This window comes from Franconibacter daqui, assembly GCF_014644275.1.
Lineage (GTDB): Bacteria > Pseudomonadota > Gammaproteobacteria > Enterobacterales > Enterobacteriaceae > Franconibacter > Franconibacter pulveris.
Map to the genome: position 1 here is coordinate 92,635 of NZ_BMKJ01000007.1, position 19,458 is coordinate 112,092.

Genomic DNA, 19,458 nt, shown 5'->3' on the forward strand with positions numbered 1-19,458 from the left:
CGGAGACGACTCATGGCTTATCAATCACAAGACATTATCCGTCGTTCCGCGACTAACGGTTTCACCCCCGCGCCTCAGGCGCGGGATCACCAGCAGGAAGTGGCGAAGCTTATCGACGTAACCACCTGCATCGGCTGTAAAGCCTGTCAGGTGGCCTGTTCGGAGTGGAACGATCTGCGTGACGAGGTGGGGCACAACGTCGGGGTGTATGACAACCCGGCGGACCTGACCGCCAAGTCCTGGACCGTGATGCGCTTCTCGGAAGTAGAGCAGAACGACAAACTCGAATGGCTCATCCGCAAGGATGGCTGCATGCACTGCGCCGACCCGGGCTGCCTTAAGGCGTGCCCGTCGGAAGGCGCTATCATTCAGTATGCCAACGGCATCGTCGACTTCCAGTCCGAGCAGTGCATCGGCTGCGGCTATTGCATCGCAGGCTGCCCGTTCGACGTTCCGCGCCTGAACCCGGAAGACAACCGCGTCTACAAGTGCACCCTGTGCGTAGACCGCGTCACCGTGGGCCAGGAGCCGGCGTGCGTGAAAACCTGTCCGACCGGCGCCATCCACTTTGGCTCCAAAGAGGACATGAAGAACCTCGCAGGCGAGCGCGTGGCGGAACTGAAGACCCGTGGTTACGACAACGCCGGTCTGTACGATCCGGCAGGCGTTGGCGGCACGCATGTGATGTATGTTCTGCATCACGCCGACAAGCCGAATCTCTATCACGGTCTGCCGGAGAACCCGCAGATAAGCGAAGCGGTGAAGTTCTGGAAAGGCATCTGGAAACCGCTTGCCGCCATCGGCTTTGCGGCGACCTTCGCCGCGAGCGTCTTCCACTACGTAGGCGTAGGTCCGAACCGCGCTGACGATGATGAAGACAACCTCCACGACAAGAAAGATGACGAGGTGCGCAAATGAGAAAACGTGACACCATCGTGCGCTACTCGGCACCCGAGCGCATCAACCACTGGGTCACCGCCTTCTGCTTCGTGCTGGCGGCGGTGAGCGGGCTGGGGTTCTTTTTCCCCTCCTTCAACTGGTTGATGAACATCCTCGGTACGCCGCAGCTGGCGCGCATTCTGCATCCGTTCGTGGGTGTGGTGATGTTTGCTTCATTCATCATCATGTTCTTCCGCTACTGGCACCACAACCTAATCAATCGGGATGATATCTTTTGGGCGAAGAATATTCGTAAGATCGTCGTCAACGAGGAAGTGGGAGACACCGGGCGCTATAACTTCGGCCAGAAATGCGTTTTCTGGGCGGCGATTATTCTGCTCGTGCTGTTGCTGGCAAGCGGCGTCGTGATCTGGCGGCCTTACTTCGCGCCCGCGTTCCCGATCCCGGTTATCCGCATCGCGCTGTTGCTGCATTCATTTGCCGCCGTGGCGTTAATTGTGGTTATTATGGTGCATATTTACGCCGCTCTGTGGGTGAAAGGCACTATCACCGCGATGGTTGAAGGCTGGGTCACCACCACATGGGCGAAGAGACATCACCCGCGTTGGTACCGTGAAGTGCGCGGTAAACAGGAAAAATCGACTGAATGAGTATTCGCATCATCCCGCAAGACCAGCTGGAGAAGAGCGATAAACGCACGGCGGAAGTGATTCCGCCGTTATTGTTCCCCAGACTGAAAAATCTCTATAACCGCCGCGCTGAACGTCTGCGCGAGCTGGCAGAGAAAAACCCGCTGGGCGACTATCTGCGCTTCGCCGCCCTTATCGCCCACGCGCAGGAGGTGGTGCTGTATGACCACCCGCTGCAGATGGACTTAACGGCGCGAATTAAAGAGGCCGCTGAGAAGGGCAAGCCGCCGCTGGATATCCACGTGCTGCCGCGCGACGCGCACTGGCAGAAGCTGCTGCATTCGTTGATTGCCGAGCTGAAGCCGGAGATGAGCGGCCCGGCGCTGGCCGTTATCGAGAATCTCGAAAAAGCCTCCTCGCAGGAGCTGGAAGAGATGGCGACCGCGCTGTTCAACGAAGACTTCGCTACCGTCGGCAGCGACAAAGCCCCGTTTATCTGGGCGGCGCTTTCGCTTTACTGGTCGCAGATGGCGAGCCTCATTCCGGGCAAAGCGCGCGCCGAGTATGGCGAACAGCGCCAGTTCTGCCCGGTCTGCGGCAGCATGCCGGTCTCCAGCATGGTGCACATCGGCTCAAGCCAGGGGCTGCGCTACCTGCACTGCAACCTGTGCGAAACCGAGTGGCACGTGGTGCGCGTGAAGTGCAGCAACTGCGAGCAAACCCGCGATCTCAACTACTGGTCGCTTGAGAGCGAACAGGCGGCGGTAAAAGCGGAAAGCTGCGGCGACTGCGGCACCTACCTGAAAATTCTTTATCAGGAAAAGGACCCGAAAGTGGAGCCGGTAGCGGACGACCTCGCCTCGCTGGTGCTGGACGCGCGCATGGAGCAGGAGGGCTTCGCCCGCAGCTCCATCAACCCGTTCCTGTTCCCGGGCGAAGGGGAGTAAATTTCCCTGCGTTTTCCCGTCCCCTTACCGGGGGCGGGTTATTGCAGCGAATAGGGTATGGTTACGCCGTTAAGCCCATCGAAATCCTTCACATTGCGGGTCACTAACCGACGCGAATGCACCTGCGCTGTCGCCAGAATGATAGCGTCCGGCAACGTCATCCCATGCTGCTGACGGAGCAACACGCTGCGCTCCGCTACTGCAGAGCAGATAGCCAGGATCTCAAACGTATCCAACACCTCGCGAGTCCGCGCTTCCTGATTATGTTTTTTCGCCCCCACCATGATTTCAATCCATGTCATTAGACTAATGGCGCGGTTAACGGGAAAACGAGACAGCGCTTCCTTTGCCTGCGTATGCCCGCTGAAAAGGTCGATTAAGATATTGGTGTCGAATACCGCCAGTCCTTCCATGGCTTACCACTCCTCACGCAGCTTGCGTTCATATTCCAGCCCGTCTTCCGCATTATCGCCCCACAAACCCAGCGCATTTTGCACAACGTCCTGATTCTGCCTGTCGAGATATTGCTCTACTGCTTCCCTCAGCAACGCTGCCCACGGCAGCTTGCGACGTTCTTTCAGATGTTCAAGGCGACGAAGCGCATCGTCAGGCAAATCGAGAAGAATACGTCCCATAAAATCCTCAATCAGCATGCTCATATATCACCTCACTATATCATTTTTGATTATTTTTAAAGCGCCAACGGGCAAAAGAATAAGAAGCAATGACGCAAAAGTTAACCCATCGCCAGACCACAATTTCCCTTTTGCGAGATGTTTTCCAGAATCCACACCTGCCAGAAACAGGCAGTTCCCTCCTGCGCCCAGCCAGGCTATAACTCTGTATAGATATACAGTTTCAGGGAGAGCGAAATGGCGCTTGAAAAAGGCATTGCGGCGATGGTGGAGGGCTTTATTGCCGCAGGAAGGCCGTCGGTGCGCAACCAGACCTTCGCCGAGCGGCGGGCGGGTTATATCGCCAGCGCCTCGCTTGCCGGCGAGACGGAGCAGCGGGTTGAGGTGAAAGAGGCGGAGCTGGAAGGTCTGCGGCTGCGGATCTTCTCTCCTTTGCATGCCGCGGGCGCGCTGCCGACGGTAATTTACTATCACGGCGGCTGTTTCGTCAGCGGCGGGTTTGAAACCCATGACAACCCGCTGCGCCAGCTCGCCTTCTACAGCGGTTGCCGGGTGATTGCCGTGCAGTACCGGCTGGCCCCGGAGTACCGGTACCCGGCGGCGCACGACGACGCGGAACGCGCCGCCATTCTTATCCGGCAGCATGCCGCTGCGCTGGGCGTGGACGTTTCAGCCATTACGCTTGCAGGCGACAGCGCGGGCGGACATATCGCGCTGGTGACCGCGCTGCGCCTGAAAGCGCACGGCATCTGGCAGCCGGCCCGGCTTTTGCTCATCTACCCGATGCTGGACGCCACGGCCTGGTTTGAAAGCTACACCCGCAACGGGCTTGATTACATCATTACCCGCGAAACGCTGCTTACCGGCTATGAGGCCTACCTGGAAAACACGCCGCGGCAGCACCCGGAAGCCAGCCCCCTCTGGCGGGACGATTTCGCCGGGCTGCCGCCCGTGCATATCGTTACCGCCGAGTTCGACCCTTTGTGCGATGAAGGCGAAGCGCTGTTCGACCGGCTGACGCAGCAGGGCGTTACCTGCACCTCGCAGCGCTGGCAGGGTGTTATTCACGGATTTTTCCAGCTGGGCGGCGTAAGCCAGAGCGCCCGCGATCTCCTGCGCGACCTGGCCTGGCGGGCGCGCGATAGCGATTCATAGTCAAAAACGATATGGCTTGCGGCGTCTCCCATGCCGTAGCTAATTTTTTCTTTTACTGATAAGGCTGGCTCGTTCATTCAGGCCATCCTCATCACCTTAGAACGGAATTTCGCTTAAGTGGTTTTAATGCGCATAAGCGACGCGGGAAGTGTCTTTTCTGGTTATTCACTTACGTTTATTTTCTGCGACTGTGGTAACTCGTTGATGAAACGAGCGATAAATTTGTTGCGACGGGTAACACGTAAAGCCAGGTGTAACGGGCGATGAGCGGCTGCAACGCGGGTGAGAAAAAAGAGCGAGGCGGGGTATTGGTAGAAGTCTGAAACGCGCCTATAATGCGCCCGCCTCCATGTAGCAATCGAGGCGCGGAAGATCGTCGTCTCCGGTGAGGCGGCTGGACTTCAAATCCAGTTGGGGCCGCCAGCGGTCCCGGGCAGGTTCGACTCCTGTGATCTTCCGCCAACGTTCCTCCGCCCTCATCCCAGACCATCTAAAAAAATCTTTATTTTCAATAGAGATATCAAATTACGTATCCGTAACAGTCCGACTCGTTCTCCCTGAATTTATGAAAAATAGGTATAGCGATGTGTATAGATTTTTTATACCTGTTTTGACTTATACACATCCCGCTGACAGACCTACTAATCAAACGAGCGAAGCCTCAAAACAAGCCCTACACATTGAACGACGGGAAAGTACTGTCGTTGCTTATCAATCCCGATAGCTCGAAGGGCTGGCGTTTCCGTTTCCGCTTTGCCGGGAAAGCGCGGTTAATGTCATTTGGTAGCTACGATTTGGTAAGCCTTGCAAAAGCACGTGAGAAGCGTGACACCGCCCGTAAGCAAGTTGCTAATGGTATTGACCCCGTTGAAGAACGAAAAGCCCAAAAGCTGGCACAACAACTCTCAACAGAGAACTCATTTGAAGCCATATGTCGAGAATGGCACACCAACAAAGCTGACCGCGGGACAGTGGCCTATCGCGAAGAAATCATTAAGGCATTCGAGCAGATGTGTTCCCGTTCATTGGTAAACGGCCTATTGGTGAAATCAAACCTCTGGAATTGCTTGAAGTACTACGACGAATAGAAAAGCGTGGAGCACTGGAAAAAACACGGAAAGTGCGTCAAAGGTGTGGAGAGGTTTACCGCTACGCGATCATAACTGGCCGAGCTGAATACAACCCTGCCCCTGATTTTGCTATCGCATTGGCCGTACCGAAGCAAAAACATCATCCTTTTTTATCCGCCGAAGAATTGCCTCATTTCATCCGAGATCTTGAAGCCTATACCGGCAGCATCATTACTAAAAATGCTACTAAGATAGTCATGTTAACTGGTGTAAGAATGCAGGAAATGCGCTTTTCTACGTGAGATGAAATTGATTTAGAAAATGCAATTTAGGAAATTCCAGCAGAATGGATGAGAATACGCAGGCCGCATGTCGTACCTTTATCTATCCAAGTGATTGAACTCCTTAATCAGCTCAAACCCATCACTGGCCATTATCCTTACATTTTTATTGGAAAGAACAATCGCAGCAAACCAATTTCGAAAGAAAGTATGACACAAGTCATTGAACTGCTTGGTTACAAAGGTCGTGCAACAGGTCACGGATTTAGACACACAATGTCGACTATCCTACATGAACAGGGATTTGATAATTCATGGATTGAAATGCAACTTGCACATGTGGATAAAAATAGTATCCGAGGAACATATAACCATGCTCAATACCTTGAAAGAAGAAGGGCAATGCTTCAGTGGTATAGCAACTATCTTTTGAAGTAATAATTTCTATTAAGGATTTCGAATGAAAATAATATCTTTGTTTAATCATAAAGGTGGTGTTAGTAAGACAACTACGACTTTTAACATGGGATGGATGCTAGCTAATCTTGGCTATAAAGTTTTAATAGTTGATGCTGACCCACAATGTAATTTGACAGCCTTAGCTTTGGGCTATTCGACCACTGATGACTTTGATGAAATCTATAAAAATAATCCAAACTGTGATATTTATAGTTGCATCAAACCTGTTGTAGATGGTTCTTTAGGAAAAGTTATTCCATCCGACCCATTAGCCACAACAAATCCAAATTTAAGTTTATTGTGTGGTAGCATCTACTTATCAGAAATTGAAACACAGGTTGGAGTTGCGCTGACAACCAGCGCTGCCATCCCCGCAATTAGAAATATCCCCGGCAGCATCGGTGCTTTTTTGCGCGAGACAGCACGGAAACATAAATTTGATTATGTCCTTGTTGACATGAGTCCCAGCGTTGGTGCATTAAATGAATGTCTCTTAATGTGCAGTGACTATTTTATAGTTCCTACATCACCAGATTTCTTCTGTGCTCAGGCAATAAAGTCACTCGCGAAAGTCCTTCCTAGATGGAACAGCGAAATAGATAGTTTTAGAGATAGTAAAATATTATATCCATTCCCTATCAAACCGCCGAAATTCATCGGATTTATATCTCAGAAGTATCGTCCAAGAAACAATTTACCAGTAAAATCTTTTCAAAGATGGATTGATATAATCAAAGATGAAGTCACTAACACATTAATACCAGCATTAAATCCTATAAATATGTCAATTTCGGCTGCTGATTTTGAAAATGCCTGCCCGTCAAAAGAACCTTTTAATTTGGCGAATATTTCAGATTTTAACTCGCTAATTGCTCAATCTCAAAAACATAGCACTCCGGTATTTGCTCTCTCGGATGCACAAATAGAGCAAAATGGAGTAATACTGGATACAATGAAAGAAAACAGGAAAGAGTTCAACAATAATTTTAATGGGTTAGCCCAATCAGTTGCTACGTTGGCCAATTGATAATACTTAGACCGAGGCTACGTTCAGCTCGGTCTAAAATGCTTACTTTAGTGAGTTAGGATAAATAACATATCAATCGCAATGATCTAGAATGAATTTTACCCACAGAGCGTATCTATAATCACCTACTTTTATTGAGTAAGTTTCCACGTTATCAAGCCAGCGTGGCTCTTGCTTTGAATAGTAAAAAAGTAATTCTCCACCATCCCAATTGCATACTATCTTCCTTAAATAAACCTCATCTGAAACTGCCAACCCATGGAAGTCAGCCTCACATGGAAACCTTGAATTTAGATATCTAGTTGCTTCTATAAATAATAAAACTATATCTATGAAATCTTCTGCTTCCTCAAGAGTTGCATCTCTATACTCGTGCTCAATTTCATTTCTTATCTTATTTATTTTATCTATTATTCTAGGTCTAACCATTCCGATTCCTTCTAAGAAATCCATCTTTTTTGGAAAGTTTCTTAGATTTTTCTGGAAGTATTCGTCACCACAAAAAGCTCGACAAAGAATATCTACTCTCATATGTAATGCCGATTTTGCATTTCGCACTGCATTATTCAGATTTCGTCGTTCATTTCCTGAATTCAAATCATCAATTGCATCTTGTAAGTAACTGTTAGGTTTCAAATAATCCTTTTGCCCTATATAAGTCCAGCAGCAATCTGGATAAACATCCTCGTCCAAATCATCAGGAATCAACACACCCCCCCCTAAGAATAGAGTTATAATTATTTTCTTCACATATTTTCAGAGTGAATTTACCGATATTTTTATATTACACAAGAAAATGGTACTAATCCCGAATGATGAACTCACAATTGCAGTAATCATAGCATAACTGTGTCTCACAAAGCTTTCATTGCCCCTATGACTTAATTTAACCCAAAGTTATTAGATGTAAGGCCAGCGCGCAATGCTTTCCCCGCCTCGCCTGCCCGCTAAAGGGGCCGGTTTTAATGCAGGTGCATTTACAGGCTCAGGCCGCGCTGGCGCGGGTGGGCGTTTACGGGGCGGCATAATTAATTTATGAACTCTTTTCCAGCCAGGCGGCCAGCGCATCACGAAGATACGCTGCGTAATATTCGAGGGCACGATTTTTTATCAGCGCGGGCCTGCCGTTTAGGTTCATCAGCTCCGGTGCAAGGGGAACAGTGGTTTCAATTTCACATGATTTTAGTCACCGTTTTCCGAATGTGAATCTATTTAGCGCTTTGCTATTCCAATGTAATCATCACCTTTTATCCAATTTGAGGCTGACGAACCGTTAGCACTCGCGGCCCTTTTTATCTTCTGACGATGCTCCTTCCATCTCCCCCAAATCCCCCACCACATCCACATCCTGTACCACACCCGCATCCTTTAACGCCAAATCCAGCACGTCGCTTTTCTCTCTGGCCTCACACACAACGGCTTTCGCGCCTCTGTCTTCGCAAAGCCCGGCAAGCTCCGCGAAATAGTGCCGCTGAAACCCTACCGGGTGGCCCTGCTTTTGCTGGTAGTGCGGCACAACCACCGGGTGCGCTTTCAGCGCCTGCGCCACGCGCAACAGCGAGGCGGGCTGAATAAAAGGAAGATCGCCTGGCAGGATTAACCACCCCGGCGAATCAGGCGTGGCGCGCACGCCCATAGCGATGGATTCGCCCATGCCGCGCGTGCCGCCTTCCGGCCTGACAAGATGCCACGGCAGGCCCGACGCTTTCACCGCGTCGAGCACATGTTGCAACACCGCTTTGCCGTGCAGCAGCGCATCCAGTTTGTGGGTTGTGCCGCCGGAAGCGAGAAACCGTTCCCCCTTTCCGGCGGCCAGAATAATGATGACCGGTTCGCCTGCCGCAACCATTATCCTGCGTCCTCATTGCTTGCGTGAGTAAGGCGAGCCGCCGCCACATCCGCCAGCACAGAGAGCGCCAGCGAGTGCGCGTCGCGCGCCTTCGGGAAGATGCCTATCGGCGCTTTTATTCGCGCTATTTCCTGCTCGCTCCAGCCAAGCCCGGCGAGCCGCTGCATGCGCACGTCGTGGGTCCGGCGGCTGCCCAGCGCGCCGATGTAAAACGGCCTGGCGGCCAGGGCTGCCTGCAATACTGGCAGCTCGCGGTTGAGATCGTGGTAGAGCAGGATAACCGCCGTGTCGGCATCCATCAGCGCGAAAGTGGTGCGCGGATCGAAGCCGTCGCTGGTATGCACGTCATAACCCGCCGCCCGGGCGACATTAGCCGCCACCGCCGCTTCCACCGAGCGGCCATAGACGATAACCCGTGTGCAGGGGCGGTAGCTCACCGCAAAATCTGCGCCCCTCCAGCCCGTCTCCCGTTGCGAAAGCACGCTCTCCAGCGTCTGCGACTGAGGGTTATAGCGAAGCCCGGCAGACTGGCGCTGCGCCATGGCGTTCAGCACCGCCAGCAGCGGTTGCACGGCGCGCAGTTTATGCATGCTGAGCGTAATGCCGCCGCCGCAGGGGAGCACGATATCGAAATAGGGCGAGCCTTCGCCATACTTCACCATGCGGTCTTCGCCGGACTGGATCACCTCCATCGCTTCGAAAGCGGCGGCGGCCTCCACGCAGCCGCCGGAAACAAAACCGCAGCAGAGGCCATCTTCGCGCACGGCCATGTGCGCCCCCAGCGGGCGCGACGAACCGCCGCGGATCTCAACCAGCGTCACCAGCGCCGCCGCCATGCCCGCGTTCAGCGCCTCCGCCGCAAAGCGCAAAATCTCTGCGCTGTCGTCGGTCAAAAAAGCGGGTTGCGGATTACGCGGCGCCGGGCTTGTTTGTTCGATAAGGGGGGATTGTTGCAGCACCTCTTCTCCATCCTTCAGTGAAGCGCGCCTTACGCGCGCTACGGTTTACCCTGAAGGCTGGCGGCGCACGGCCGCCAGCCACCGTTTTCCTTAAACCAGAGTCGGCAACCCGTTCAACAGCTTATCGACGGTGATGGGGTAATCCCGCACCCGCACGCCCGTGGCGTTGTAAATGGCGTTGGCGATGGCGGCGCTGACGCCGCACAGGCCCAGCTCGCCCACCCCTTTGGCTTTCATCGGAGAGGAGATCGGGTCGGTGTCTTCAATGAAGATAACCTCCTGCTCGGGGATATCGGCATGCACCGGCACTTCATAAGCCGCCATATCGTGGTTAACGAAGAACCCGAGCCGCGTATCCACCGCCAGCTCTTCCATCAGCGCCCCGCCAAGCCCCATGGTCATGGCGCCAATCACCTGGCTGCGCGCAGTTTTCGGGTTGAGAATGCGGCCTGCGGCGCACACCGCCAGCATGCGGCGAACGCGTACCTCGCCTGTCGCCGCATCCACCGCCACTTCAACGAAGTGCCCGGCGAAGGTGGACTGCTGGAACTGCTGATCAAGGTCGCCATACTCCATGGTGTCTTCCGCGGAGATCGTCCCGCCCGCCGCCGCCTCCGCCAGCGGCACGCTGCGGTCGGCTGCGCGAACCTGTCCGTCGGTAAACTCCACGGTACCGGCGTCCATGCCAAGCGTGTTCGCCACCGCTTCGCGCAGTTTTACGCAGGCGGCGTAAACGCCCGCCGTTGAGCTGTTGGCGCCCCACTGCCCGCCGGAACCGGAAGAGACCGGGAAATCAGAGTCGCCAAGGCGCACCACGACCTTCTCCAGCGGCACGCCCATCATCTCGGCGGCGGTCTGGGCAATGATGGTGTAGCTGCCGGTGCCGATGTCGGTCATGTCCGTCTCAACGGTCACCACGCCCTGTGAATCGAGAAGCGCGCGCGCGCCGGACGGAGTCAGCAGGTTGTTGCGAAAGCCCGCCGCCATGCCATACCCCACCAGCCAGCGGCCGTCGCGCACCTGCGCGGGTTTAGGGTTGCGACGGTTCCAGCCGAAACGCTCCGCACCCGTACGTAAACACTCCACCAGCTGACGACGAGAAAAGAAGCGCTCCGGTTTCGCGGGGTCCACCTGGGTGTCGTTGCGAATACGAAACTCCACCGGGTCCATGCCCAGCCGTTCGGCCATCTCGTCGATGGCTATCTCCAGCACCATCATCCCTGGCGCTTCGCCGGGGGCGCGCATGGAGTTGCCTTCCGGCAGGCTAAGCTCAGCCAGACGCAGCCCGGTGTGACGGTTCGCCCCGGCGTAAAGCAGCTCGGTCTGGTTGGTCGCCGTCTCCGTCGGGCCGCCCGGCAGGTTGCCGGACCAGCTTTCATGGGCAATGGCGGTAATGCGCCCGCTCTCTTCAGCGCCGATGCGCACGCGCTGAATCGTCGCCGGGCGATGGGTCGTGTTGTTAGGGATAAACGGCCTTGGCAGCATTACCTTAACGGGCCGTTTCGCCGCACGCGCACCGAGCGCGGCCAGCAGGGCGTCGCTGCGCAAGAACAGCTTGCTGCCGAAACCGCCGCCGATATAGGGCGAGCGCACGCGAATGTTCTCTTCCGGGATGTTAAGCGTTTTCGCAAGGTCGCCCTTCCACCAGTTGATCATCTGGCTGGAGGTCCAGAGGGTGAGTTTGTCCCCTTCCCAGGCGGCCATTGAGGCGTGCGGCTCCATCGCCATATGGCTCTGGTCCGGCGTGGTGTAGGTGGCGTCGAGCTTCACCGCCGCCGTGTTAAACGCGCCGTCGAAATCCCCGACGACTTTATCCGGCGTATCGTCCGGCGGTTCCGTCACGCCAGGTTTTTGCCGGGCGAGATCGTACGCGCCCGGCTCGCGGCGGTAGCGCACGTCAATCAGCGCTGACGCCGCGCGCGCCTGCTCGAACGTCTCCGCCACCACCACGGCGATGGCCTGATGGTAATGCTCGATTTCAGGACCGCCCAAAAGCGTTGCAGCGTTCATCTCCCCTTTGCCGAGTGGCCCCGCGTTGTCAGCGGTGACCACCGCCAGCACGCCGGGCGCGTTTTTCGCCGCGCTAATATCCATTGAGGTGATACGGCCTTTGGCGATGGCGGACCCCACCACATGCCCGTAGGCGACGTTCGGCGCTTCTTTGTGCCATTCATAGGCGTAAGTCGCCGTGCCGGTGGTTTTCAGCGGGCCGTCGATACGGTCATGCGGGCGGCCCACCACTTTCATCTGGTCAATCGGGTTCTCTTGTGCCGGTTTATCAAATTTCATCCGCTTAGGCCCTCGCTTCCGTCAGCACCGAGGCGAGCGTGCGCTTCGCCAGTGTCAGCTTGAACTCGTTTTCCGGCGTCGGCTGCGCGTCGGCGAACAGCCGGTCATATACCGCCTGCGCGCCGTGAACGAGCTGAGCGTCCGCCTCCTCTATTCGCCAGGGCTTATGGGCCACGCCGCCCAGCGCCACGCGGCCTGTGCCGTCGGGCTGCACTACGGCGGCCACCGAGACCAGGGCGAAGGCGTAAGAGGCGCGATCGCGCACTTTACGATAGATATGCGTGCCGCCGAGCGGCGGCGGCAGCGTGACGGCGGTAATAAATTCCCCCGGCGCCAGCACCGTTTCCAGATGCGGCGTGTTGCCCGGCGCGCGATAAAAGTCCGCTACCGGGATATGGCGCTCGCTGCCGTCCGGGTTCACGGTTTCCACTACGGCGTCGAGCAACCGCATGGCGACAGCCATATCGCTCGGATGGGTGGCGATGCAGGCGTCGCTTGCGCCCACCACCGCAAGCTGGCGGCTGTAGCCTCCCAGTGCGGCGCAGCCGCTGCCGGGCAGCCGCTTGTTGCAGGGCTGATTGGTATCATAAAAATAGGGGCAGCGGGTGCGCTGCAACAGGTTGCCGGCAGTGGTCGCGCGGTTTCGCAGCTGGCCCGAAGCGCCCGCCAGCAGCGCCCGTGAAAGCACGGCGTAGTCGCGGCGAACGCGTTCATCCGCCGCCAGATCGGTGTTGCGCACCAGCGCGCCTATCCGCAGGCCGCCTTCGGCGGTCGGCTCAATCTTATCCAGCGCCAGGCCGTTCACGTCTATCAGGTGGACGGGGGTTTCAATCTCAAGCTTCATCAGGTCCAGCAGGTTGGTGCCGCCCGCAATAAACTTTGCGCCCGGATGTTGCTTAGCGCTGGCCGCCGCGTCGGCAGGCGTGGCAGCGCGTTCGTATGTAAAAGCCTTCATGATTTCTCCCCTCCGGCAACCTCTTCAATCGCGGCAAGAATGTTGGAATAGGCGCCGCAGCGGCAGATATTGCCGCTCATACGTTCGCGTATTTCGTCCGCCGTCATTTGAGGAGGGGAAACCAGGTCGAGCGTGACATGGCTTGGGATGCCCGCTTCTATCTCTTTTAGCACCGCGACGGAAGAGCAAATCTGCCCCGGCGTGCAGTAGCCGCACTGGTAGCCGTCATGTTTCACAAACGCCGCCTGCATCGGGTGCAGGTTGTCCGGGGTGCCGAGTCCTTCGATGGTGGTGACTTCCGCATCCTGGTGCATCACGGCAAGCGTCAGGCAGGCGTTAATGCGCCGCCCGTCCACGATAACGGTGCAGGCGCCGCACTGGCCGTGGTCGCACCCTTTTTTGGTGCCGGTGAGTTGCAGGTTTTCGCGTAGCGCATCCAGCAGCGTAGTGCGCGTGTCCACCGCCAATTGCCGCACTTCACCGTTCACTTTCAGCCGCAAGGGCAGTATTTCCGGGGCGGGCGTTACCGGCGTTTCGCCTGCGAACGCGGCTGTCGCTTTCGCAGAAACTGCCGTCGCCGCCGTCGCGGCGCCTGCTTTGATAAGCTCCCGCCGCGTCAGGCTAAAATCGCCCTCGCCGATCGCCTGCGCGTTGCTGTAAACGCCCGCATCCTGCGGATGTCCTTTGTTATCTTCATCGCCTTGGTTGCTCATGCCAGGCCTCCAGTATCTTTTAAAGTGAAAGGGATAAAAGGCACGCTCGCCGCTGCTGTATCGCGCGGTTTTTTTTATAACGAACAGTTAATAATAGTCGGCGCTGGCGGCGGGAAGGTAATTAGTGCTATGAGGAAAAGGTATAAATGCGTAGAAACAGGCGTTTAAACCGCAACGGTTTAATGATGAAAAGAGAAAAAAAGAAGCTGAAGGGCGCCCGTTTGCGGCGCCCTGTTCATTCGTCAATTACCCACCGGAACCGCCCTGCTCTGACGCGGACGCGTGGCCCAGAGCGAGGCGCCGACAATCAGCAACCCGCCAATCCAGCACGCCGGGGTTAATTTCTCCCCTAACCAGAGCGCGGCGAACAGCGCGCCGAACAGCGGCTCGGTGCCCATCAGCAATGAGGCATTGGTCGGCGTGGTGCGCTTCACCGCGTAATTCTGCGCGAAGAAAGCGAACAGCGTGCAGAACACCACCAGATAGAGTGTCGCGCCCCAGAAGCTGATATTTTGCGGCAGCGGCGGAATGCCGTGTTGCGTCGCCAGCAGCAGGATCAGCGAACCGGCTCCCACCACGCCCGTCTGCACCGCCGTCAGCGCCAGGGATGGCACGTTGCGATGCTGCATCAATTTCTTCGTCAGGCACACCATTACCGCCCGCAGTAGCGCCGCGCCCAGGATAAGCACATCGCCCGTGTTCATCTCGATAGCGAGGTTCCCGGTCAGCAGCAGCGCTCCGCACAGCGATACCCCCGCCGCGATGAACGCGGTATTTTCCGGCCGTTTGCGAAAGACAAGCCATTCGACGAAAGGCGTCAACACCACGCAAAGGCTTATCAGAAACGCGGCGTTGCTGGCGGTGGTATGCGCCACACCGTACGTTTCACACAAAAAAATAGCCAGCAGCACCGCGCCCAGTACAAGCCCCGGCCCGGTCGCCTGCCGCCAGCAGTTTTTCAGCGTGGGCAGCAGGATAAAAAAGGTCAGCATAAAGCGAATGCACAAGAAGCCGACCACCGGGTAGAACAACACCGCCTGTTTGGCGATGCCGTAGCTGGTTCCCCAGACCACGGCCACCGCCAGCAGCATCCAGTCGGCGTAGCGTAAGGTTGTATTTTGCACCTGACATTGAACGCTCATCGCTTATTCCCGCTCCCAGGCAATCACCAGCACATCGCGATATCCCTGCGAGCCTTTGCTGCACAGAATAGGGGTGACCTCATGCATGACGCGATGATCGTCGGCCACAATCACATCCAGCGGCTGGCTGAGCGTTTTGGTGCACAGCACGTTGCGGGCGTTGTCCGTCACGGTGGTAACGCCGCCCGACACGTTCACCCGGCGGATAAGCATCATGGCGATGTAATCCACGCCGTCGCGATGCAGCCCTTCCGGCGTCGGCTTGCCGGTCTCTTCGGCGTCCGTCAGGATGCGATAAGGGTGCAGACGAATGCGCCACCGGCAGGTTTCCCCCTCCGCCTGATTAAAGACGCGCCCCAGCCCGCGCAGGATAGAGATAAACAGCGGATGGTTGATAAACCCCTCTTCCAGCGGCGGATAAACGCGATCGACGCCGCCGTTTAAAGTGTTGATGTTTTTAGGCTGCGAGTAAGGCTCGTGCGCCAGCAGCTTGAGTTCGCCCTCCGGGTCGCGCAGTTCAAACTGGCTGTAACGGCGGTAACGATAGGTGCCGTTATCCGCCATAAACTCATCACGCGCCAGCGAGTCCCAGTAGCGGGAAAACGAGGAGATATACTCTTCGCCCAGCTCCAGGTCGTCTTTCAGCTCTTCGCCTGCGATGAAAATCCAGCCGTCGTTTTTGATGGCCTGCGCCGCATGGTTAATCGAGCAGGTCGGCAGAGCGTAATATTGACTGATTGTTTCCATGGTTCACCTCAGGCAGTTAATGAGTAAGCAGGCGTCAAAGAGGGAGAGAGATCGGCGAGAGAACGGCTGCCGCGCACGCGGGCAATCTGTTTTTCCCAGCCGTCGCGATCGGTCAGGTAGAGCGGGTCGCGCGCTTTAATGGCGGCAAGATCCGCCACGCCGCTGCGCAGGTTGAAGAACACGGTGCCGCTCACCGCCTCGGCGCTGGTGCGGATAAACGCGGCGAGAGAGGCGGCCAGCATGCCGTACCAGCGGCCCTCTATCGCCTCGTTCACCCAGGTTTGCTCCAGCGCCAGCTTCTGGCGCAGCAGCGCGGCATCCAGCGTGGCGGTTTCAAGGTGGCGGAACGCCGCCATCAGCAGCATCGCCGCCGGAGCTTCGCGCACTTCCAGCACCTTCTCGCCGCCTTCCAGGTGCTCCAGCCCGCTGAAGCGGCCAATGCCGTGGCGGCCAACAACCGCGTTAAGGTGCTCGATAAGCGTCAGCAGCGGCAACGTTTGCCCGTTTACCGCCACCGGCGCGCCGCGCTCAAAGCAGACGGAGAGCAGTTCGTCCGGCTGAGCGCTGCGGCAGGAAGTCCACTTAAACAGCGCTTCCGGCATCATGAAATCTTCCGGGTTATCCAGCGCGCCGGATTCGTACTCGCGAACCCAGATATTGGCGTCGCCGCTGATGCCGCGCGCCTGAAAGCGCGGCAGCCCCGCCTGCGCCAGCGCCTGAATTTTCTCTTCGCGGCTGAAAGCCGAGTATTCGTAGGGGCTGCCGATAAAGCCGTTGAAGTTGAGCTGGCTCAGCGCGCCGTTAAGACGACGCAGGCTGTTTTGCGACTGGTTAGCAGTATGCAAAATGGCGTCGCAGCCGAGCGTTTGCGCCATCTCCACCGCCAGCCGGGCGATGAGCGGTCGGGAAAGTGATGAGCTGATGGGATAGATGCCCATGTACTGCGCGTTCGCACGGATAGCCGGGATAATGAACTCCCGCGCAAACTGCTCACGCGCATCGATAATTTTTAAGTCGACGTTAAAAAAGCCGGTGATGTGCCGCAGGTCGTCGGCGTCCACGCCATCGCCGAGATCGACGGTAAGCGCGGTGACTTTGCAACCAGTCTGCGATAGTTTGTAAAGCAGGTAGCTGCTGTCAACGCCACCGCTAAACAACGTCAGAATATGCTTTGACTGGCGGGCTACATAAGAGAGATCTTCAAGGCTACGTACTTGCTGATAACGCTTCATTATCGCTTTCCTTACAGGGTGAATGTCGGTTTTCTGTGACGTGCCACGGGGCGATTATGGGCTATCCCGCTTCGGTGAATAATCGGGGTAAACAAACAAGACTCTTGCGCTATGAGAACAAATCAATACATGGGGCTGCTGCCGTATATGGCGGTGTTTGTGAAAGTGGTGGAGACGGGCAGTTTTTCCGCCGCGGCGGAACAGCTCGGCACCACGGCATCGTCCATTAGCCGCCAGGTCGCCTGCCTCGAACAGGCGCTGTCGGTGAAGCTGCTGGAGCGAACCACGCGGCGGCTTAAGCTTTCTGCGGCCGGCACCGACGCTTACGCCCGCTGCTGCGAGATGGTGCAGTCGGCGAAACTGGTGCTGGAGCTGGCGGAGCGCATCAACGAAGCGCCGCAGGGAATGGTAAAAATCAGCGCGCCGCGCGCGTTCGGCATGCGGCTGATAGCGCCTCATATCGAGGAGTTCTTAAACCGCTACCCCGAAGTGGATGTGCAACTCAGGCTCACCGATCGTCCTGTAGACCTGATAGGCGATGACCTCGATTTGATGGTGCGCATTACCGATACCCCGCCTGAAGGGCTGGCGGCGCGCCCGCTTATCCGGGTCAGCCATATTATCTGCGCCACCGCCGCCTACCTTGAAAAGCGCGGTTATCCGCAACACCCGAACGACCTGGCGCTGCACAGTTGCCTCTATCTTGGAGAGATCCCCGGCGATAACTGCTGGAAATTCCGCCATCTGCATACTCAGGAGCGGGTTAATGTGACGGTGCGCGGGCGCTATGTCACCAACCACAGCCGGGCGCGGCTCGAAGGGGTGCTCAGCAGTCTCGGCATTGGCTGCCTGCCGTGGTTTGTCGCCCGCGAAGCGCTTGAGGCGAAGCAGATTGTCGAGGTGCTGCCGCAGTGGGACTACACAACCTCTTACTACGGCATGTCCTGGATCCTTTATCACCCGAACCGTTTTCTGCCGCCGAAGTGCCGGGTGCTGATCGATTTTCTCGCCGAGAAAATTGCCGACAGCGACCTGAACCGCCGCGCCCGCGCCTACCCGCCTGCGCAGGAAGGGGTGAAGCGGCTGAATGGATAGCGCCGTTAGCATTGCTCTTTTCCCGGCGCGTTAATTCCCAGCGCTTTTCCCACCAGCGAAAAGGCGGCAGAGGGCTGTTTTCTGCGGGGATACTGCAGGTAATAGCCGGGAAAAGGCCTACACCACGTTGCCGGAGGGGTGCGTCCCGCCCTTTTTGCTGCCGTTCGGGCGTTTTAAAACTAATCTGAAGCGGCGGGCCAGACGCCGCACGCGCCCCCTCGCCAGCGCGCCTTAAATAGTTCAAAAAATCAGATGGTTAAACACCCTTTCCCGCCTCGCTTTTCATAACCTAAGCGAAACGGTTTAAGGCTTTTCAATAACCTGTGGTTTTGGCAAACCGATGCAGCGCCGCCGATTTATGAACTACGCTTAACATTCATTTTGACGAGTTCAGGCGCGCCTGGCTCGTTTATTCCTGTCGCGGCGCCTTTGCGCTGCGTTGTTTCCACCAGCGGCTACGCTGTCAGAAAAGGAGATCGAACGATGTCGAACTATCCTACTCCCCCGTTTCCTGAACAACAGCAGAACTGGCCTGGCTCCACCAAAGATATGCAACCCCAGCCCGACCACGGTGAAACCAGTTATAAAGGCTCGGGCAAACTGACCGGTAAAGCGGCGATTATTACCGGCGGCGACTCTGGCATCGGCCGCGCGGTCGCTATCGCCTACGCCCGTGAAGGCGCAGATGTGCTTATCTCTTACCTTGATGAACATGAAGATGCCAAAGAGACGGCGCGTCTGGTTGAAGAGGCCGGGCGCAAAGCGGTGCTGGTGAGCGGCGATATCACCGAGCTGGCGCAGTGCCAGGCGGTGGTGGATAAAGCCGTGGAAGCCTTCGGTAAAATCGACATTGTGGTCAATAACGCCGCCTTCCAGCAGACGCGCAATTCTCTGGATGAGATAAGCGACGACGAGTTTGACCGCACCATTAAGACCAACCTCTACGGCACCTTCCGCATCTGCAAAGCCGCCGTACCGCATATGCCGAAAGGCGGGTCGCTTATTCATACCGCATCGGTAAATGCCGATTCGCCGAAGCCGATGCTGGTGGCTTATTCCGCCACCAAAGCGGCTATCGTCAACCTCTCCGGCAGCCTTGCGGCGCTGCTGGCGGAAAAAGGCATCCGCTCTAACGCCGTTGCGCCGGGCCCTATCTGGACGCCGCTTATTCCGTCCACCATGCCCGCCGAGCAGGTGAAAAGCTTCGGCAGCCAGGTGCCGCTGGCGCGCGCCGGTCAGCCTGCCGAACTGGCGGCGCCGTACGTGATGCTAGCAAGCGACGAAGCGAGCTACATCTCCGGCGCCACTATCGCGGTGACCGGCGGTACCGCAGTTATCTGATGTTTTGCGCCATGGGGCTGTAGCCCTATGGCG

General features: G+C 56.6%; 19 protein-coding genes, 1 tRNA gene and 3 pseudogenes. 9 read left to right on the forward strand and 14 right to left on the reverse strand.

The features are described from left to right. Positions 1–12 precede the first annotated feature (12 nt). The 3 genes from fdxH to fdhE are packed head-to-tail and all read left to right on the forward strand — an operon-like array spanning position 13 to position 2,476. On the forward strand, positions 13–918 hold the full coding sequence (gene fdxH, locus IEX01_RS19130; RefSeq protein WP_024556776.1) for a formate dehydrogenase subunit beta: 906 nt from the start codon (positions 13–15) through the stop codon (positions 916–918). Beyond that, complete coding sequence (gene fdoI, locus IEX01_RS19135; RefSeq protein WP_024560315.1) at positions 915–1,550, forward strand: formate dehydrogenase cytochrome b556 subunit; 636 nt, start codon at positions 915–917, stop codon at positions 1,548–1,550. Before fdxH ends, fdoI begins: the two co-directional genes overlap by 4 nt. Continuing rightward, positions 1,547–2,476 (forward strand): formate dehydrogenase accessory protein FdhE, encoded by a 930-nt coding sequence (gene fdhE, locus IEX01_RS19140; RefSeq protein ID WP_024556777.1) that lies wholly within the window; start codon positions 1,547–1,549, stop codon positions 2,474–2,476. The genes fdoI and fdhE overlap by 4 nt, the downstream gene beginning before the upstream one ends. Positions 2,477–2,514: 38 nt before the next feature. On the opposite strand, the gene IEX01_RS19145 is transcribed toward fdhE, so the two are convergent. Together IEX01_RS19145 and IEX01_RS19150 are read right to left on the reverse strand one after the other, a co-directional pair. Then, positions 2,515–2,889 (reverse strand): type II toxin-antitoxin system VapC family toxin, encoded by a 375-nt coding sequence (locus tag IEX01_RS19145; RefSeq protein WP_048887608.1) that lies wholly within the window; start codon positions 2,887–2,889, stop codon positions 2,515–2,517. Positions 2,890–2,892: 3 nt separating this feature from the next. After that, on the reverse strand, positions 2,893–3,135 hold the full coding sequence (locus IEX01_RS19150) for a ribbon-helix-helix domain-containing protein (protein WP_188724370.1): 243 nt from the start codon (positions 3,133–3,135) through the stop codon (positions 2,893–2,895). A gap of 213 nt (positions 3,136–3,348) precedes the next feature. Here IEX01_RS19150 and IEX01_RS19155 point away from each other — a divergent pair, with 213 nt between their 5' ends. Continuing rightward, entirely contained in the window at positions 3,349–4,266 is a 918-nt protein-coding gene (locus IEX01_RS19155) for an alpha/beta hydrolase (RefSeq protein WP_188724371.1), read from the forward strand. Here the strand turns inward: IEX01_RS19155 and IEX01_RS19160 are convergent. Beyond that, positions 4,266–4,343: pseudogene (locus tag IEX01_RS19160) on the reverse strand (MFS transporter); the annotation flags it as partial. The gene IEX01_RS19155 and the pseudogene IEX01_RS19160 sit on opposite strands and share 1 nt — an antisense overlap. 290 nt (positions 4,344–4,633) lie before the next feature. On the opposite strand from IEX01_RS19160, the gene IEX01_RS19165 reads away from it, so the two are divergent. The 3 genes and pseudogenes from IEX01_RS19165 (at position 4,634) to IEX01_RS19175 (ending at position 7,103) form a co-directional block, all read left to right on the forward strand. Beyond that, positions 4,634–4,728 (forward strand) — tRNA-Sec (locus tag IEX01_RS19165). A gap of 161 nt (positions 4,729–4,889) precedes the next feature. Next, positions 4,890–6,055, forward strand: a pseudogene (locus IEX01_RS19170) (tyrosine-type recombinase/integrase). A gap of 22 nt (positions 6,056–6,077) precedes the next feature. Further along, the gene (locus IEX01_RS19175) at positions 6,078–7,103 is read left to right on the forward strand and encodes a ParA family protein (protein WP_188724372.1); all 1,026 of its coding nucleotides are present in this window, start codon (positions 6,078–6,080) and stop codon (positions 7,101–7,103) included. A 72-nt stretch (positions 7,104–7,175) separates the two neighbouring features. Here IEX01_RS19175 and IEX01_RS19180 read toward each other — a convergent pair whose 3' ends face one another. The 10 genes from IEX01_RS19180 to IEX01_RS19225 all read right to left on the reverse strand — a co-directional run bounded on the left by IEX01_RS19180 (position 7,176) and on the right by IEX01_RS19225 (position 16,989). Further along, positions 7,176–7,853, reverse strand: coding sequence for a hypothetical protein (locus tag IEX01_RS19180; protein WP_188724373.1), 678 nt, complete (start codon positions 7,851–7,853; stop codon positions 7,176–7,178). Between the two features lie 283 nt (positions 7,854–8,136). Then, positions 8,137–8,274 carry a phage polarity suppression protein gene (locus IEX01_RS21870; protein ID WP_373289699.1) on the reverse strand — a complete coding sequence of 46 codons (138 nt, stop codon included), beginning with the start codon at positions 8,272–8,274 and terminating at the stop codon, positions 8,137–8,139. Positions 8,275–8,376: 102 nt separating this feature from the next. Further along, a complete protein-coding gene (locus IEX01_RS19190) occupies positions 8,377–8,952 on the reverse strand; it encodes a nucleotidyltransferase family protein (RefSeq protein WP_188724375.1) in 576 nt (191 codons plus the stop codon). After that, positions 8,952–9,911 carry an XdhC family protein gene (locus tag IEX01_RS19195; RefSeq protein ID WP_308423986.1) on the reverse strand — a complete coding sequence of 320 codons (960 nt, stop codon included), beginning with the start codon at positions 9,909–9,911 and terminating at the stop codon, positions 8,952–8,954. The genes IEX01_RS19190 and IEX01_RS19195 overlap by 1 nt, the downstream gene beginning before the upstream one ends. A gap of 90 nt (positions 9,912–10,001) precedes the next feature. Continuing rightward, on the reverse strand, positions 10,002–12,200 hold the full coding sequence (gene paoC, locus IEX01_RS19200; RefSeq protein ID WP_188724376.1) for an aldehyde oxidoreductase molybdenum-binding subunit PaoC: 2,199 nt from the start codon (positions 12,198–12,200) through the stop codon (positions 10,002–10,004). A 4-nt stretch (positions 12,201–12,204) separates the two neighbouring features. Further along, complete coding sequence (locus IEX01_RS19205; protein ID WP_188724377.1) at positions 12,205–13,155, reverse strand: FAD binding domain-containing protein; 951 nt, start codon at positions 13,153–13,155, stop codon at positions 12,205–12,207. Further along, positions 13,152–13,868: an aldehyde dehydrogenase iron-sulfur subunit PaoA gene (gene paoA / locus IEX01_RS19210; RefSeq protein WP_308423987.1), complete on the reverse strand. Its 717-nt coding sequence runs from the start codon at positions 13,866–13,868 to the stop codon at positions 13,152–13,154. The genes IEX01_RS19205 and paoA overlap by 4 nt, the downstream gene beginning before the upstream one ends. Before the next feature lie 242 nt (positions 13,869–14,110). Continuing rightward, positions 14,111–15,010, reverse strand: coding sequence for a DMT family transporter (locus IEX01_RS19215; RefSeq protein ID WP_048887597.1), 900 nt, complete (start codon positions 15,008–15,010; stop codon positions 14,111–14,113). A 3-nt stretch (positions 15,011–15,013) separates the two neighbouring features. Then, entirely contained in the window at positions 15,014–15,757 is a 744-nt protein-coding gene (locus IEX01_RS19220) for a 2OG-Fe dioxygenase family protein (protein ID WP_024556792.1), read from the reverse strand. Between the two features lie 8 nt (positions 15,758–15,765). Next, positions 15,766–16,989: an argininosuccinate synthase-related protein gene (locus IEX01_RS19225; RefSeq protein WP_024556793.1), complete on the reverse strand. Its 1,224-nt coding sequence runs from the start codon at positions 16,987–16,989 to the stop codon at positions 15,766–15,768. 111 nt (positions 16,990–17,100) lie between these two features. Here IEX01_RS19225 and IEX01_RS19230 point away from each other — a divergent pair, with 111 nt between their 5' ends. Further along, entirely contained in the window at positions 17,101–18,084 is a 984-nt protein-coding gene (locus IEX01_RS19230) for a LysR family transcriptional regulator (RefSeq protein ID WP_024556794.1), read from the forward strand. 5 nt (positions 18,085–18,089) lie between these two features. Here IEX01_RS19230 and IEX01_RS21635 read toward each other — a convergent pair. After that, a pseudogene (locus IEX01_RS21635) lies at positions 18,090–18,209 on the reverse strand (LysR family transcriptional regulator); the annotation flags it as partial. A gap of 358 nt (positions 18,210–18,567) precedes the next feature. On the opposite strand from IEX01_RS21635, the gene IEX01_RS19235 reads away from it, so the two are divergent. After that, positions 18,568–19,425, forward strand: coding sequence for a glucose 1-dehydrogenase (locus IEX01_RS19235; protein ID WP_024556795.1), 858 nt, complete (start codon positions 18,568–18,570; stop codon positions 19,423–19,425). The last annotated feature ends 33 nt before the right edge of the window (positions 19,426–19,458 follow it).